Source organism: Paenibacillus tritici (assembly GCF_013204885.1).
Lineage (GTDB): Bacteria > Bacillota > Bacilli > Paenibacillales > Paenibacillaceae > Paenibacillus_AQ > Paenibacillus_AQ tritici.
In genome coordinates this window covers 168,525-185,639 of sequence record NZ_JABMKX010000007.1, presented here as the reverse complement: position 1 = coordinate 185,639, position 17,115 = coordinate 168,525, and the positions used below count along the sequence as shown (strand labels likewise).

Below are 17,115 nucleotides of genomic sequence, written 5' to 3'. Positions count from 1 at the left end.
GGAGGAGAGCATCATGTATCATTCCACGAGAAAATTTGCTGTCGCCATGCTAAGCCTGGCGGTTCTCAGCCAGTCCATGGCCTTCGGAGCCTATACGGCAGCGGCCGGGCCTTCAGCGGGAACTGCGGCTTCAGCCGCCGTACCCACGCTGGAGGGAATAGGGGCGGTCTCATTGAAGAACGGGGTGAGTGTGAGGCTGCTGGATGCAGCCCTTCAGCCCCAGGAGGGCGGGAATATTCTTACCTACACCTTGAATTACTACAACCAGAGCAAGAGCAGCGTAAGCCTGATTGATTATTTCTCCAGGGTCACCACTTCAAGCGGCGCTGTGATTCAAGGCAAACCGGTGACAAGCAGTGCTGCAATCAAGTCCATTCCGGCGAATAGCAGCCAGCCGGTGACGTATTACGTCAATGCGGGTCAGGCGGCTAAGTTAAACGGCGTCCGCATCTCCTTATTCGGCTGGGACTTCAGTCAGGCGAATTACCAGAAGAAGCTGGGGATGTTCACGATTCCGGGCTCCTACTCCACGGTGATTGCCAGAGGCCAGAGCAAGAAGCTGGTCCTGGGAGAGATGCCGGTCATCAGCAAGGCGGAGAGCCTGCAGATTGTTAAAACTAACGGGAAGGTGTACGCCAGGGTTGGAGTCAGCTTGTCCAATTCGGGCACCAAGGTGCTTAAGGATACAGGCCTGAAGGGGTATCTGGTATCCGCAGGAGGCTCCAGGTTTGAGCTGAACGCCGACAAGGCAGATTACCAGATTCAGCCCAAGGAGAAAAGAACCCTGTACTATCTGGCAGACATCCCTGCCTATACGAAGCTGGATCATATGTCCCTGCAATTTGTCCGGGAAGACAGCACGCTGCAATTGAAACTCCCGGTTGCTGAGTATAAGCTGCCTGCAGCGGAAATGCCTAACTTCACCGTACCCGTTAACGCCGTGGCCAAGCTTAAAGTCGCTAACCATACCATTGAGACCCAGTTGGCAAGCGCAGCGGTGTATGCAGAGGACAACTTGGCCAAATGGAGTCTGCAGTTCCGTGTGCGGAACACAGGCAACCAGGCCGTGACCGTTCCGGATTACCCGTTCAGCCTAACCACGGCCGAGGGGTATAACTACCCGGTCAGCAATAAAGCGCTTGCCGGTCTGACGCTGAAGCCGCTGGAAGAGCGGACGGTTGAACTCAGCGCAGAGCTGCCGCAGAAGCTGAATCAGGGCGTGCTCCAGCTTCAGATGAATGAGCCTGCCGAAGAGAACCGGATGGCCTTTCCGGCGGCCTATTTCCAGATTCCGTATTCCTTGCAGCCGGATCACCTGCGGGCAACAGAATACCCTGTGAAGAACAGTCTGGGCAGCTTCGTAGTGAAGCTTGAATCGGTAGAACGCCTGCCGTGGTCGGACCAGGATCAGATTGTGGCCAAGGTCACCCTCCGCAACACAGGTGCGGCGAATGTGCAGCTCCCGGCGCTTACAGCTCTTCTGAAAGCGGGGGATATGGATATCAGCGGCACTTCGCAGATCATCATTGACGGTTCCAAGAGCCAATTGGCTCCGCGGGAGACAGCGGTGCTGTATATCGCAGGGAAGCTTCCCTATTCCTATGACCTCACGAAGCTGAAGATGATCCTCCAGTATGCTTCGGGAGAGGCCAAGTTGAATTTCCTTACGCTGTTCACCAGCCAGCTTGATAATACCCTAAGAACTGTAGACGCCGGAGAACCGTTCCACCTGGAGCTGACCGGCAAGAAGGCGGAGGTTCTGGAGAGACAGACCCGGATCTATCCCGGCATAGACTCCAAGCTTGTGTACACGGAGCTGGTGATGACGAACGAGGAATTACGGAGGAGCCAGCCGGCGCAGCTGGTGGGGTATTACCGGACCCCGGACCATCAGTATTTCGAAGCGGTAATTACGCAGTCCGCTGCGGCCCTGAATGCCAAAGAGAAGAGTCTGGTCACCGTCTGGAGCAAGCTTCCGCCGGAGATCAACGCTTCAGAGTTAACCCTCTATCTCGGGGAAGGCATCGCTGAAGGCAAATTGACCGCACCCGGCGCAGTGCCGACCGCCTATATCGAGACCGTGGGTCTGGCGCTGAACCCGGCCAATCCCGCTCCGCAGCCGTCCCTTCAGAAGCTGGAGCTGTTCCCGTACTCCCTGTCGGTGAACCAGGTGACAGCAACGATGACAGAAGGACGGGAGTCCATCGAGACGCAGATCAACTACCGGTTAACCCGCAGCGAATCGTACGTAACTGGAGACAATGAGCATAAGCTTGTGGTGGAATTGGTCGACCCGTTCGGTCAGCCTTCGGAGAAGCATCTATCACTAGGAGAGGAACCTGCAGGTGCCGGAGCCGTAAGCAGCTTGTCCTTCTCGCTGAACCACAAAGCGTATAAGGCCCTTCCCGGCGGAACGGTGCGGGTGAATATCTATGATGAGTTCCAGGGGAAACGGATTCTGCTGGGAAGCCAGAGTTACCCTGTGGCTTATGAGCGAAGTGCGAAGAAGACGGAGGCGGAGTGATATTGTAGATAGTTGATAAACAGGCCGCTTTCCAATGCTGGAAGGCGGCCTGTTTCTTTTTACATTGGACTAGAGGGCTTCCGTCTTCTGAAATAGACCCAGAATACGAACACCGCTGCTAGAGCAATAAGAATGCTTATCATAATAGGTCTTATTAAGGGAGTATTATTATCTGCATTGGATGCAGAAGCAACGGTTCCCGAACCATCCTTCCCGTTATCGGATGAATCGTTTTGTAGGGACTGTAGTACATCAATTAAATTTTCCGGTGGTTGAGGTTCTGAATTGCTGCTTAATCCTTTTGACTCTGCTGATGAGGCCTGCTGTGGGGCAATAATGAGCTCCTGATTATCTTTTTTGAAGGCAGCTATATATTCGTCCCGCTCACGGATAAGAGTAGGCTCACTCACACTCCCTTCAGCCTGCAGAGATTGGATGGCATAAGCTAATGTTCCAGGGTTTCCCCCGAATTCGGTAACCTGATACGAACCGTTTGAATCTTTTTGAATGACCATCTTGGATCTGGGTACCCCACTTGACAGAATAAGAAATTCCCAGCTCTCCTGAGGGGTGACTGTTTCAAGTAAACTATCAGAAGCTGTCCTCAGCTTTGCCCCATCAATAAAATGAATCTGCATTCCTTCACCTACGGTAACTTCACTAATCTCTGCTTCATTAGCGTAACCGTATCCTCCGGGGTCTTTAGACAGCCCTTCTTTAATTAAGCTCAACCCCTGGGTGTTGGCAAAAGAAACCACATCTTCTGCAATGTCCTGAGCCTGTATAGGGGAGAGTAAGTGTAGAAGCAACAAAAATGAGGCAATACTTGCCAGTAGCGTTTTCTTCCTCATGGAAATTCCTCCTTAAATATATTTGTTGAAGCCATGAAGTCCCCATCTCCAAGTTCTATCGTAGCTGGAGCCACCTTTAACGTTGGTGTATAGCATGGAGGTTTTTGTACCTCCGCTCGGGTTCATATGTTGAATCCAGTCATTTCCGCCAAATGTGTCGTACCCATAAATAACTATTGCGTGCCCGCCACCGGTAGCAGTATTCCATTTCCAGCTTACGTAGACAGGACTGCCAACGCTATCAATCTGAGTTTTCACCTCGTTATAGGATAAGGACCCTGTATGATTCCAACTGGATACCCCATAATCATGTAGGCCTTCTTGAACAGTTCCATATGATTCACTCTCGTTGGTTGTACATCCTGTGGTTCCCTTCACATGATCATAAAAAGAGCATTGGCTTACAGAGATTCCGTAATATTGAAGAATGGTAACGCTTGTAGCTGCCCAGCACCAATTACTTTTAGCTTGGGACGCTGCTGGATACCCAGTTAAATTGGTAGCATACGCCTGGGAAACAAAAGACAATAAAAAAACAGAAACAAATGTAGCGATTAGTGCCCAACGCTTTTTTAAAGATAATTTCATGGTATACATCATCTCCTTTTGATGGGTATATACTCCACTTACTTCCATAAAAGTACCACATTATTACTAATATGTAAATTTAAAAAGAAATAGTTTCTGAGAAATCTAAATAATAAAGAATGCAATACAATATCAAAGACGTAGAGAATAAGGGCAAAGTTACACTCTTTGGGAAAAAATATAATTTTGGGCATGAAAAAGATTCGATTAGTATGACCATGGAGAGGGAAGCCAGCCAACAGCGCAGGCAAACAATAAAACACCCAAAACGAATCTTTAGAATGTCTTCTAAAGTACGTTTTGGGTGAGGTGAATGATATTTAAGTGTTAACCGGCGGCCCAAACATCCAATTCGATTTTTAACTCAGGCAGCCCTAATCCTTGGATATAGGCAACCGTCATGGAAGGAGGCGTAAGGCCGAATACTTTATTCCAGATGGCATAGAAATGATCCCAGTCTATTTCTTCAGTGGCCCAAATGTTGATCTTGATGACATGATCAGGCGTTAGCTCTTGAGAAGCAAGGATGTCAACAATATTACTCATGGTATGGGTCACTTGCTGGTTGAAGTCTGCGGGGATGTTATTGTTGTGATCGATCCCGATTTGACCGGAGAACACATACATCTCAGCGTCTCTGCTTATTTTGGTTACATGACTGTAGCCTCCAACAGGCTTCGCTATATTCTCCGGATTATATCTTTGAACGACATTGTTATTTAAATGGTTATTTAAGCTCATCGTTTGTAAGTCTCCTTTTAAATTCGCTATTTTTTTGAATATTCTGGACAGACCTATCCCGTCCGAATGAATTCTAGAAAAAAACAGCCGTGGAATACCCGATCCCACAAGATAAGTACTGAATAGACCTCTTTTTCACAGGTATCCCTCCTAATCATTTAAAATTTAAACTTACCGTTAAAGGATAACATATGCTCAGGCAAAATGAAAATATAGAGAGTGGGTTCAAGCGGGATGAGCTGCCACCACTACTGTATCTCAATCCCATACCAGCCATCTGCCAGCTTAGCCAGCTTGTATTGAACAGGCTCCTCTTCATATGCCCGCTCGACCATACTCTGACTCTCGCAATACACAATATGATAGGTGTTGCCACGCTCCCTTTCCCAGTTGAAGACGAACCTTAAGAGGTCCTCCCCGTCCTGCCTGCTGTATCTCACGAAGTTCAGCTCGTCCCCGGACACCGCAGCTATCTGCCGTACCTTGTCTTGCAGGTCTGCGTTCGCACCCTCGTGGAACTGATGGGCAGCCGTATTGCCGTTACTGGAGTAGATGAAGGTATTCCTGACATTGCTCCGGTCATCTATGCTCTTCATCAGAAGCCCGGTCTCCTCCTTCACAGCTTCAAACAGCCCGCGTTGCTCCTGGAAAATATCATATTTCGCCTTGGAGTTATTGTTGCCGATGATGATTCCTGCCGCCACCAGCAATAGTGTAGCCGCAAGGCCAATCCAGACTTTTATACCGCGACCCATAGCTTCACCTGCCTGATCCATTCAGAATGCGACCCTGAAATTAGTTAACAGAACCGCTGAAATACATTTCGTAGTCAATGGTTGTAATGAACGGTACATATTTTCCATTGAAACGGTCATAGTGCTGCAGTGTGAACCAATCCACAAATCCCGGCCAGTTGATCTCATCATCTGCGTCCAGGCCGAAATGATCATAGAAATGGAATACAAGCTTACCGCTGAATTGGTCCCCGTTGTTCTTGAAGTCCTTAATCGTAATATTGTGACCATGGAAGGCGTGAATGGCCAGGGATAACGCCAGATTGCTCTTCTCGGTAAATACCGGATACGGGCTGGTCGAGAATTGATTGACGTAATTATTCACCACATTCTTGTTCGAACTCGGCACGAATGTCAGCCTGGACAGGTCACCATTATTACTGCGCAGCTCATGGACAACGAAATTACGGATAATTTGCACATAACTCTGGGTGCTGGAGTCACTTATGACGGCATTATCCAGCTTGCTGTTGTGATACTTAATATATTTACCGGTATCGAAGGTGTTGCCCATGGAGACTGAGGTCCCTTCATTACTGCGGTTGCCATACTTGAACGTAGAGAGCAGATCGCCCAGAACAGAGCTCATATCGTCCGTTGCACCTGTGGCACCCACCGAGAACAGGACAGCCATTTCGCCCCAGATCATGGATTCCGGCGTAATTTTGGCTACAGAGAACACCGGGCCCAACTTGAATAGCTCGCTATAGGTGTAGTCATTGAACGTCAGGTCATCCGCCACGGGAGTCATTCCTGGTGAAGCTGTTTTGAGAATTCCCTCCCGGTGATCCGATTGAAGAATTAATGCCTGACTAACATCCGGCGTCAGCCTTCTGCTGTCCACCGCGTCATGCAGACCATCCCCGTCCGTATCTGCCAGGTTGGGATTCGAGTATAGATAGGCGTAGACCTTGTCTCCGGTTTTGGCAATACGGATCTCTTCCCCGTCCTTAAGGCCATCGTCATCGCTGTCCGCATCCAGGTAGTTCACTCTGACCGCCGCACCGCCCGTACCCACGCGCAGCCGTCCTGCTTGCATCTCCTTCTCATGATAATCACTGATGCCATCCTGGTCCGTATCCTTGTACAGGTCCGAGGTCTCCGCAATGTTATCGAATATTCCGTATAATTGATTGGCGTTGCTTGCATGATAGTAGCTGCCGCCGGTGCCTTGGGCCATGCCCGTCAGGACACTCGTCGAAATACTGCTGCCCAGCCCCACTGTATAAATAACAATTCCCTGATCGGCAGCCCGCTTGGTCAGCGATGTATCGTAAGAGCCTTCCCCATCCGTAAGCATAATAATGTACTTCAGGACATCCGCCCTGCCGCTGCCAGTGAACAGATTAAGTGCACTTGCAATCCCGCTGGTCAGAACGGTCCCGCCGTTACTGTCAATCCGTCCTGCTGCTTGATTCAGAGCGGTCTTGTCAGAAGTGAAATTGGATAATACCGCTGCGGAGTCGTCAAAATCAACAATAGCGCCACGGTCACTGTCTGTCAGCAGATTGACGAACTGCTTAGTTACGCTGATTCTCACATTGCTCTGGTCATTGCTCGACATACTGCCCGATGAATCAATCACGAAGGCGATATCCATTCCCGCATAATGCTCTTGTCCTTCATCATACAGGAACTTATACAGCCACACAGTATCGTATTCCGTTTTATTGAGCAAGATGTACTTCGAGAAATGGGTCGTCTCGGCTGACACCACGTTGCCTTGGGTCTGCTGATCCGGCAGCTCTTCAAATAGTTGAGATTCCTCGTTATAATAGTAAATCTTCGGAACGAAGTCCGCTGCCTTCATTAAGCTTGCATCCAGTTCGAAGGATAGGGTCGCCTTCTCAAAAGATCCGTTGATGGAGAAGTTATACCCTTGATCAATATATCCGGGGATGGTCGTATCATTAAGAATGCCATCTTGCACAGGCTGAACAGACAGGGTATCTACCTGCTCTGCTGTGATCCCTTCAACGGCCACACTTGGAACAGCCTTGGCACTGGCATCCTCTACCTTCACCGTTCGGGAGAACTTCGCCTCACCCACCAGCGGATTGCTTCCGATCTTCACTTCCCAGGCGTCTGACAGTCCATCGTCATCCGTGTCACTCTTCAGGGGATCGGTCTTGTGCGTATGAACCTCCTCCCCGTCCGTCAGGCCATCGCCGTCTGTATCAGAATGAATAAGGCTGGTTCCGCCGGATAATTCAGCCAGGTTGGTTAACCCATCTAGATCATGATCTTCCTCCCCGTCTGGAGTTCCATTCTTATCCGTGTCCGGTTCAAGTGGATTCAGTTTCACTACGAGAATCTCATCCCGGTCACTTAATCCATCGCCGTCGCTGTCCTTACTGGTGACGGAAAGACCATAATGTTCTTCATAGTAATCACTAATACCGTCATTGTCACTGTCCAGCTCCCGGTCAACTCCTAAGTTATCCAGATTCTTCTCATCGAAATTTACAAGGGTATATGATTTGGCAACCTCTGAATCATCGTTCAATTGCGCAGTCAGCTTCAGCAGATTATATCCAACGCCGAACCCAATGCCTTCCACAGCCCAGGCCCCGCTTACAGGGATCGTTCCCTGCTGGAGGACCACTCTATTCTTGTCGGTAATCTGATAGGTGAAGGCCTTAATGCGTGATGTCCCTCCCAGCGTCCCCGACAGCTTATCCATCTTCGAGGTCAGGAAGTAGTAGTCACCATCCGGGCTGTTCTGAAGCTGTAAGCTGTAGGTATCTAGCTGTACGGTGACTTCAGCCGGTTCTGGACCGGGTGTCTCCTGCCGCGTAGCTATCTGCGTAAGCTGATAGCCCGAAGGCTCATTGGCTACGTTCCCCGGACTCCCGGAGAACCCGAGCACCAGTGTCTCGCCCGGTTGAATATTGGCGTTGTAGCCCGCATTATGTATAACGTAATGATTGCCGGTATGCCCGGTAATTTCAGCCGTCCAGAAGCTTTCCAGATTACCCTCATAATCCAAACTAAGCTTCCAGTCTTCAATCGCCGTCTGCGACACATTCTTAATGGCAAGCTCACCGTTGAAGGCGCTTCCCCAGTCACTGGTCACCTTGAAGCTGGTTTCATATTGCCCGGCAGGTACAATCTGTTCCGTTCCAAGCATATCGAATGCCGCAGGCAGCAGCAGCTCTCCCTCATAGCTCGCAGTGAAGCCGAAATTGACACTGCTGCCGGCCGGAATGTCCTGATTACTCCCGGCATTCTGGATGGCATAGACCCCGTTCTCGTAGGATTGTACCCGTCCGTTCCAGATGTTCGTAATCTCATAAGGGGATGTGAACTTAGCGGTCCAGTTCTCCATGGCCTGGGCACCCGTGTTCCTGATGGTCACCTCAGCATTGAATGCCCCCTCCCACTTGGAAGAAACCGTGTAGATGGCCTCGTAGCCCTCCCCCGTGTAGGTCATTTGCTGTTTGCTGTCTGAGTCCTCTTGTGCTAAGGCAGGCTGGAGCTGAAGGGATGATAATACCAATAGCAGAACTGCAAACAGGGCGAAGCTTCGTTTCATCATTCTTGTCTTGAACATTGCTGCTGATCCTCCTCATATAATGGAATTAGGTTGGGAAATGATGTAAGGTCATGGAGTATTATGAATCTATAATATTTGCATATAGAGGATTAGGCAACAACAAATGGAAGAATAGTAGAAGAACGACAAAGTACACTATCTGCATACATCCTTCCGCTTCAGCCATAATAATACAGGCAATTTCATTCACACCCAAAGGAGCAGATGAATTTGAAAAACAAATGGCTGGTGGCGTTGGTCATGATGCTGGTTCTGGGTCTGACGCAAACAGCAGTATCCGTGCAGGCACAGGCAGGCGTAACCAAGGAAGCAGGTTGCTTCAGTCCAAAGATGGTGCAGTTGAAAAGCGATATGCAAAGGGTATGGATCGACCATACCATATGGACGCGAAGCTATATCGTCAGTGCCCTCTCGAATCTTCCGGACCAGCAGGACGTATTAGGCCGGCTCTTACGGAACCAGCAGGACATAGGCGCGGTATTCAAGCCGTATTACGGGGAGGCTGCGGGCAACAAGCTCGCGGAGCTTCTGACAGAACACATTCAGATTGCAGGGAAAATTGTAGCAGCGGCCAAAACGGGCAATCAGGCTGAAGTGAAGAAGTTACAGGCAGATTGGCATGCTAATGCCGATAATATTGCCACCTTTTTGAACAAGTTGAATCCGAACTGGCCGTTTAAAGCGGTGCAAGAGATGCTGTACACGCATCTTCAACTGATCACGGACTTGGTGCTGGACATACTCAAAGGCGACTGGGAGGCCTCAATTGCTGTCACTGACAAAAATGAGGATCATATGATCCATCTCGCGGATATCCTGAGCATGGGCATCGTCCAACAGTTCCCGGAGAAATTCTAGGGGAGCGCCACTTGTATTGAAAATAACAGGTTTTAGGGCCTTCCTTGGGGAATGGCCTTTTTTTGGCATGTACCGCAATAATTCGGGCTTGCATCCCATTCTAATTTCTGGTATTTTGATATTAACAAATTGTAATTATCAATTAGTTAATAAGTAATCTGTTTCCGGGAGAAGCGGATTAGGCGGAGGGATAAGCATGAAGAAGGCTGCGGGCCACTGGAGCAGGTTTGAACTCGCTTGGCTGGTTGTATTCACTCTGATTGCCGTTGTGTTCACAGTGATCTCCAAGGATTCGTTCTTTGGATTCACGGTCTTTATTACCGGAGTGCTGTGTGTGGTGCTTACGGCGAAGGGGAAGCTGGCAAGTTATGGATTTGGGATGTATAATACCTTCGGCTACGCCTATTTAGCCTACATTAATGGATTATTTGGCGAGGTTATGCTGAATCTGCTATTTTTTGTCCCGATGAATGTTGTAGGCTTCTATATGTGGAGCAAGAATATGCAGGGCGGCAAGCTGTCCATGCGCCAGATGGGAATGAGGGGCATACTCCTTACGGCGGGGGTCTGTATTTCGGGTGCCTTGCTGCTGGGATTCGGCTTATCGTTCATTCCGGCGCAGAATTCACCTTATATTGATGCTCTGACTACCGTGTTATCCGTTGTGGCTACCCTCCTGATGGTGCGGCGCTTCAAGGAGCAGTGGCTGGTCTATATCGTACTGAATATGTTCACCGTTCTGCTCTGGGTGATCCGGACGCTGGAAGGCAGCGGGGAAGGTCTGCTGATGATCGTGATGTGGAGCGCCTATCTGATTAATGCAGGGTACGGCTACTACAACTGGAACAAAGGGGCTAAGGAGGCGCTGTCATGAAGACACTCGGATTAACACTTGGGAAGTTTGCCCCGCTGCATAAAGGCCACCAATTCATGATTGAGACGGCGCTGCAGGAGGTGGATGAATTAATCGTGGTGATCTACGAGACGGCCGTATCCCCGGTGCCGCTGCATATCCGGGCGAACTGGATTCGCCGCCTCTATCCTGCGATCCGGGTAATCGAAGCCTGGGACGGTCCGGACGGGTACTCGGACGACAGAGAGCATGAGATCCGGGAAGAGCAGTATATTCTCGGGCTGCTGAAGGGCGAGCAGGTGACCCACTTTTATTCGAGCGAGTTCTATGGCGGGCATATGAGCCGGGCACTGGGGGCCATCGACCGGCGGGTGGATGAAGCGCGTGAGCGGGTACCGGTGTCGGCCACGATGGTCCGCTCCGATCCTTACAAATACCGGGATTATGTCAGCGATGTTGTGTACCGGGATTTAATCACAAAGGTTGTGTTTGTAGGCGCGATGTCCACCGGCAAGTCTACGCTCACCGAAGCGCTTGCGTGGCAGTACCAGACGACCTTCGCCAGCGAGTACGGGCGGGATTATTGGACCGAGCATCAGGTGGACCGCCGGATCGGTATAGAGGCTTTTGATGAAATCGCCGTTGGGCATCTGGAGCGGGAGGAGCAGGCACTGCGTGATGCAGATAAGTATTTGTTTGTCGATACGAATGCGATTACGACCTATATGTATGCGCTGGATTACCATGGGCGGGCTCCGGAGCTGCTGACCCGGCTGGCCCTGGAGAATGCGCAGCGGTACGATCTGTTTTTCCTGTGCGACGATGATATTCCTTATGATGATACCTGGGACCGCAGCGGGGATCAGAAGCGGCATATTTTTCACAAACAGATTATTGCGGACTTGAAGGAGCGGCGGATTCCTTATATTACGCTGAGGGGGACGCTTAAGGAACGTATACACAAGGTAGACGGGGTGCTTGCCAGATTCAAGCCTTACGGGAACTATTTCGGAGAGCTGGAGAATTGAAGGAGAATAAGGAGGCGGAGATATTGGAATGGGTAGATCGTAACGGACTTACAGAACGTGAATTCCTGGAGCAGTACCGGGCGGGGGATTATGAGCGGCCTTCGGTGGCAGCGGATATGGTGATTTTTACCGTCACAGATTCAGAGGTGGATACCCGCAGCAGGCCTCCGGTCAAAGAGCTGCGCATCCTGCTCATCCGCAGAGGCGGGCATCCCTATCTGGGGCATTGGGCGCTGCCCGGCGGCTTCATCCAGCCGGATGAGACCGGGGAACAGGCGGCTGCGCGGGAGCTGTTCGAGGAGACCGGCGTTACTGACGTACACCTGGAGCAGCTGCATACCTTCACCGATCCCGGCCGTGATCCCCGCACCTGGGTGATCAGCAGCAGCTATATGGCCTTGATCGACAGTAGCCGTGTCCGGTTACAGGCGGGAGACGATGCCGAAGATACGGTTTGGTTCAAGGCCAGCTACCGGCTTCTGCGGGAGCAGAAGGAACGGCTGGAAGAAGGCCGCGTTCACACGTTGACTTACAAGCTTGCCCTTTCTGCCGGAGCAGTAGAGCTGACGGCTGAAGTAGACCGGACTGTGACGCTGAAGCTAACCTCAAGGTCAGTGAGTTACTCTGTACGGTCGAATAATGGGCTGGCTTTTGATCACGCCAGAATCATTGCCTATGCCATCGAACAGCTGCGCCAAGAAACAGAGCAAGCGGACATTGCACTGCACTTAATGCCCGAGCGGTTCACCCTGGCGGAGCTACAGCAGGTGTATGAGGGGATTCTGGACAAGGAGCTGGCGGAGGCAGTCTTCCGGGACAAAGTGGCAGGTCTGGTGGCTGAGACAGATCTCTATAAGGAGGATGCGCTGCAGCAGAGTTCCCGCTTGTACCGCAGGAATTGGGAAGAGGGATGAAGGCCGCTTAGATATAAGCTCATTCCATCCCCCGGTCCCGCCGCGGAGCTGGAACGGAAATCCTCAGTGTTACCTTCGCTCCGCCGGAGGGAGAGACATTGTCCAGGCTAAGGCTGCCCCCATGCTGCTCGGCAACGGACCTCGCAATATAGAGTCCCATCCCGTGGTGATGACTGGCACCCCGGCTCTGGTCGCCTCTGTAGAATTGGTTGGCGGCTTCTCTAAGATCGGTCTGGGAGAAGCCGGGGCCGGTATCCGTGACTATGAACTCTACAGTAGAAGCAGCAGCATCACCCCGGATGAGCAGGGTAACGCTCCCCTGGGGCGGGGTATGCTCAGCAGCATTTGCAATCAGGTTGACGATTCCCCGCAGCAGAAGCTCCTTCTGGATGATCAGCGATTCCGGCAGGTGCTCTTGCTGTAACGAGGGTTGCAGACCCTTCCCTGAAGAGAGGGCCTTGATCTGCAGCTCCAGCTCAGCCACCAGCTCCGCTGTAGGCACAAGGGATGCCTGTGGAGACGATCCGGCCTGGAGGCTGGACAGGTCAATCACCTCCTGCACGAAGGCCTCGATATCTGCGGCGCTGCGGAGAATATAGCTGTTGTATTCGTGCTGGGCCTCGTTCTGGCTGGTTTCCTGCAGCAGCTCGGCATTCCCGCGGATAATAGTCAGCGGCGTCTTGATATCGTGAGCCAGCGCAGAGATCTGTTCCCTGCGGGAGCGCTCCAGCTCCCACTGCCGCTCCAGCGAAGCGTGCAGGGCATCCTTCATCCGGTCCAGGGAGGCCAGCACCTCGTCAATCTCATGGATTCCGCTGGGCTTGACCGTGAACTCCAGGTTCTCGCGCTGGATGTTCTCGGTCGCTTCCTGCAGTCCGGCCATTCTCTCGGAGAGCCTCCGGCCGAACCGGGCGGCAAGCAGAGCGGCCTGGAGCAGAATGCCAACCACGAAGAGCAGGATTCCCAGCAGCTGGGGGTTCGGCAGGGAGCTGCGCAGCAGGGAAGAGGCATACTGCGGTGTTAAGGTATAGCGGAATATCCAGAGCTGCTGCCCGTGCCTGGCGGTGGTATAGAAATAGGAGTCTCTAGCATCGCCTTGCCGGGTAATCCTCCAGGCTTGTGCGGCGTCCTTACGGTTCAGATTACCGGCGATCGGCTTCCCGTCCACGGTGAATACTGTGTAATCCAGCCAGTCCGGAGCCCTTCCGTCCGCGTCGGCTCCGCTTGCGGCAAGCTGCTCCTTGAAGACGGCGATTTCCTTCTCGGCATAGTTGGCAGGCAGCACTGCGCCCCAGGCAAAAGCCAGCGTGAATACACCAAGCAGCACCCCCAGCAGCAGGATCGTTCCCAGGCTGAGGAGCAGCAGATAGTGCAGGAAAAATGTACGCAGGCGTACGGTTTTGATAGGTTTTACAGCTTCCACTTATATCCGATCCCCCAGATAGTTTCGATTGCCTCAAGCCCATACCTGCCCAGCTTGGCGCGGATGTTCTTGATGTGCTCTGTAATCGCACTGCTGTCGCTTTCTCCGTCATACCCGAAGACACCTTCATAGATATTCTCCTTGGAAAAAACCTGACCCCGGTTGCGGGCGAGAAATTCGCAGATTTCATATTCGCTTTTGGTCAGCGGCACCTTGTCCTCCCGGGCAAACAGCTCTTTACCGGAGAGGTTGAAGCGCACAGGGTCCAGATACAGAATATTACGCTTCTCCCTGCCCTCCCGCCGGAGATGAGCATTGATCCGCGCCCGCAGTGCGCCTATGCCGAAGGGCTTCATAATATAGTCATCCGCCCCCAGCCCCAGGCCGTACATCAAGTCCGTTTCCAGCGTTTTGGCCGTCAAAAAAAGAATGGGGCAATCCACCGCCGGCCGGATCTCCCGGCACAGGGTGAAGCCGTCCACGCCCGGCATCATCACATCCAGCAGAATAAGGTCATACGTCCCGAGGTCAGTCTTGTGCACCTGTGTAGAATCGGACAGGGTGGTCACCAGATGCTGATCGGTGCTGAGTGCGTTATGAATGAGCGACAGAATGGCGGGTTCGTCATCTACTACAAGTATTTTGGCCATATTCATTCCCTCGATTGTAAATTTATCAGTGATCCGCCCTAGTTATCCGCGGAGCGTCCTTCCCACCGGCGGAACCATAACAGGCCCAGCAGACCTGCTATTATCGTTCCCATTATACAGGTCCACACTCCGGTAGGCAGTCCCGATGCTGCGGGTGATAACATGCCGCCCGAATGACCGAAGACCCAGAGCGAGAGGAAGCGGGCACCCCAGGCAAAGGGGATATAAGGCCACAGGGTATCGCCAAGACCGGTGAGCATCAGGGCGGCTACCAGACTCCCCGAGATTCCGATTCCGATGGAAGCGCCCCGTCCGAAGCGCAGGCTGACTGTGAGGTGAAGCAGATAGAGAAACACATTACTCCCGAAGGTAATGACTGCTCCCGTAAGGTAGAAGGGCAGTCCCTGACTGTCCTGGTGAAGCAGCCAGCCGAACCCTGCGCCAAACAGGGTGAAGGCGAGCAGGACGGCCCCCAAGCCGAACCACAGCAGAACCAGCAGCTTGCTGAAATAGGTTGTGAGCCGGGCCGCAGGCAGGGCAAGCATCCCCTGAAACTGCCCGGCATTCGCCTCCTGTTCCGCCGCCATAGCGCAGACCAGCCCGATCAGGGTAGGAAAAGCACAGGCGAGCGACTGCATGAAGGCCATCGCCTTGTCCGTCTCACTCCATGGAGAGAAGGAATAATAGGCCAGGAATATACCGGCCCCGATCAGCGGTGTCAGCAGGTGAATCAGCAGAAACGGGGTATGCCGTGTTTTGAGCAGATCCGCCCGAAGCAGGCCTGGCAGTGAATTCATGCTAAATCGCCTCCTGTTTACGGAACCACAGGGTAGTAAGCAGGAACAGAACGCCGAACCAGGCCAGGGAGACCAGGACATCTATAAGAATCATATCTGTGCTTCTCAGCGGACTGTCCGCCGGGACCGGAAGACCGTTCGGCAGAATCGACAGAACCGGGCACATCAGCCTGAAGGTAATCGTATAAGGGATGACATCCCAGAAGCCCCCGCTATTGAAGGTGAGAATCCCCATGGCATTGCCGGCCATATTAAGCAGTACTGCAGCGAATAGCCCGAAGCGTGCCGCCAGGAACAGGCATAACGGAATCTGCCACAGGAAGGTGATGAAGATCAGGGCGCTGCCTGCCAAGCTGCTCGGCAGCGGAATGGTCTGGCTAAACAGCAGGCCCCCGGCTGTAACGCCTATCAGGAACACGAGGAGAGCAGCCAGGAGCCAGGAGGCGCAAGCGATGATTTTGCCGGCCCAGAGTCTCCCCGGCGGCAGCGGCAGGGCCAGAAGTCCGCGGTATTTCAGTTTGGCATCCTTCTGAAGCGCCAGTGAACAGACGAGGGTCAGCGCTCCGGGCAGAAGCATTGTGTACCACCAGTTATAGGACCCGGTTTGAAAAAAACGCCCGCCCATTAGAACAGCACACAGCAATAACGTGAACACAGGGGCCATCCAGACCAGCTTCGGAATAAAGGTCCGCCGCCATTTCAGGCGTTCCGCCCTAATCACACTAAGCATGGGAAGCACCTTCTCTCCGGTGGGCTGCGGCAACCTGCATGAATAAGGCTTCCAGATCCTGGCCGTGGGTTACCGCTCCCTGATAGCCCAGCACTCCCCCGGCGATAATGCCGATGTGATCTGCGGTTTGCTCTACTTCAGAGAGCATGTGGCTCGATAGAATGACGGTAATTCCCTGTCCGGGGAAGGAGCGGATCAGCTCCCGCAGCTCCTGAATCCCGATCGGGTCCAGCCCGTTCGTCGGCTCGTCCAGAATCAGCAGCTCCGGCTGGTTAAGCAGGGCAATGGCGATGCCAAGCCGCTGCTTCATGCCCATGGAGAACTGTCCGGCGCGTTTCCTTCCGGTAGAGGTCAGATCAACGACAGTGAGCACCTCATCTATCCGGGAGTCCGGTAATCCGAGGGCAAGCGTCCGCACCTTGAGATTCTCTCTGGCGGTCAGATTCTCATACAGCGGCGGCGCTTCGATCAATACACCAATCCGGCTTAGATCCTTCCGGGTCCATTCCCGTCCTTGAATAAGAATGCTCCCGGAATCCGGGTGCAGCATGCCTGCGATCATTTTGAGCATGGTCGATTTGCCGGCGCCGTTCGGGCCCAGGAGGCCATAGACGGAATTGCGCGGCACCGCTAACGATACCTTGTTGACGGCTGTGTGGTGCTTGAAGCTTTTACATAGATTCTGTGTTTCCAGAATGTGATCCTGCATAGTATATCATCCTTTCTCTCTCTCTACTCTAAGGGGAGATTCTAAGGATTCTGTAAGGATCACATGGCAGAGCCCCTGCCTGGTTAACAGGAGGGGCTC

The 17,115-nt window shown here is 52.4% G+C and carries 15 protein-coding genes; 5 read left to right on the top strand and 10 right to left on the bottom strand.

The features are described from left to right. The first annotated feature begins 13 nt into the window (after positions 1–13). On the top strand, positions 14–2,524 hold the full coding sequence (locus HQN87_RS14245; protein WP_173134225.1) for a hypothetical protein: 2,511 nt from the start codon (positions 14–16) through the stop codon (positions 2,522–2,524). 59 nt (positions 2,525–2,583) lie between these two features. Here HQN87_RS14245 and HQN87_RS14240 read toward each other — a convergent pair whose 3' ends face one another. From HQN87_RS14240 to HQN87_RS14220, 5 genes are all read right to left on the bottom strand, one after another. Further along, positions 2,584–3,375 carry a hypothetical protein gene (locus HQN87_RS14240; protein WP_173134222.1) on the bottom strand — a complete coding sequence of 264 codons (792 nt, stop codon included), beginning with the start codon at positions 3,373–3,375 and terminating at the stop codon, positions 2,584–2,586. A gap of 12 nt (positions 3,376–3,387) precedes the next feature. After that, entirely contained in the window at positions 3,388–3,963 is a 576-nt protein-coding gene (locus tag HQN87_RS14235) for a C39 family peptidase (protein ID WP_173134219.1), read from the bottom strand. A 327-nt stretch (positions 3,964–4,290) separates the two neighbouring features. Further along, positions 4,291–4,704 (bottom strand): RidA family protein, encoded by a 414-nt coding sequence (locus HQN87_RS14230; RefSeq protein WP_173134216.1) that lies wholly within the window; start codon positions 4,702–4,704, stop codon positions 4,291–4,293. Positions 4,705–4,952: 248 nt separating this feature from the next. Continuing rightward, entirely contained in the window at positions 4,953–5,459 is a 507-nt protein-coding gene (locus HQN87_RS14225; RefSeq protein ID WP_173134213.1) for a hypothetical protein, read from the bottom strand. Between the two features lie 40 nt (positions 5,460–5,499). Then, positions 5,500–9,051, bottom strand: a complete 3,552-nt coding sequence (locus tag HQN87_RS14220; protein ID WP_173134210.1) for a DUF3289 family protein — start codon at positions 9,049–9,051, stop codon at positions 5,500–5,502. A gap of 213 nt (positions 9,052–9,264) precedes the next feature. Here HQN87_RS14220 and HQN87_RS14215 point away from each other — a divergent pair, with 213 nt between their 5' ends. The 4 genes from HQN87_RS14215 (at position 9,265) to HQN87_RS14200 (ending at position 12,707) form a co-directional block, all read left to right on the top strand. Then, entirely contained in the window at positions 9,265–9,912 is a 648-nt protein-coding gene (locus tag HQN87_RS14215) for a glycosyltransferase (protein WP_173134207.1), read from the top strand. A gap of 196 nt (positions 9,913–10,108) precedes the next feature. Next, complete coding sequence (pnuC, locus tag HQN87_RS14210; RefSeq protein ID WP_173134204.1) at positions 10,109–10,786, top strand: nicotinamide riboside transporter PnuC; 678 nt, start codon at positions 10,109–10,111, stop codon at positions 10,784–10,786. Then, positions 10,783–11,793 carry an AAA family ATPase gene (locus HQN87_RS14205; RefSeq protein WP_173134203.1) on the top strand — a complete coding sequence of 337 codons (1,011 nt, stop codon included), beginning with the start codon at positions 10,783–10,785 and terminating at the stop codon, positions 11,791–11,793. The genes pnuC and HQN87_RS14205 overlap by 4 nt, the downstream gene beginning before the upstream one ends. 23 nt (positions 11,794–11,816) lie before the next feature. Then, entirely contained in the window at positions 11,817–12,707 is an 891-nt protein-coding gene (locus HQN87_RS14200) for an NUDIX hydrolase (RefSeq protein ID WP_173134201.1), read from the top strand. Between the two features lie 19 nt (positions 12,708–12,726). Here HQN87_RS14200 and HQN87_RS32995 read toward each other — a convergent pair whose 3' ends face one another. The 5 genes from HQN87_RS32995 to HQN87_RS14175 are packed head-to-tail and all read right to left on the bottom strand — an operon-like array spanning position 12,727 to position 17,016. Then, the gene (locus tag HQN87_RS32995; protein ID WP_173134199.1) at positions 12,727–14,130 is read right to left on the bottom strand and encodes a HAMP domain-containing sensor histidine kinase; all 1,404 of its coding nucleotides are present in this window, start codon (positions 14,128–14,130) and stop codon (positions 12,727–12,729) included. Continuing rightward, entirely contained in the window at positions 14,118–14,780 is a 663-nt protein-coding gene (locus tag HQN87_RS14190) for a response regulator transcription factor (RefSeq protein ID WP_173134197.1), read from the bottom strand. Before HQN87_RS14190 ends, HQN87_RS32995 begins: the two co-directional genes overlap by 13 nt. Positions 14,781–14,818: 38 nt before the next feature. Next, on the bottom strand, positions 14,819–15,577 hold the full coding sequence (locus tag HQN87_RS14185; RefSeq protein ID WP_173134195.1) for a lantibiotic immunity ABC transporter MutG family permease subunit: 759 nt from the start codon (positions 15,575–15,577) through the stop codon (positions 14,819–14,821). A 1-nt stretch (position 15,578) separates the two neighbouring features. Further along, positions 15,579–16,307, bottom strand: a complete 729-nt coding sequence (locus tag HQN87_RS14180) for a lantibiotic immunity ABC transporter MutE/EpiE family permease subunit (RefSeq protein WP_173134193.1) — start codon at positions 16,305–16,307, stop codon at positions 15,579–15,581. Then, entirely contained in the window at positions 16,300–17,016 is a 717-nt protein-coding gene (locus HQN87_RS14175) for a lantibiotic protection ABC transporter ATP-binding protein (protein ID WP_173134191.1), read from the bottom strand. Before HQN87_RS14175 ends, HQN87_RS14180 begins: the two co-directional genes overlap by 8 nt. Between the last annotated feature and the right edge of the window lie 99 nt (positions 17,017–17,115).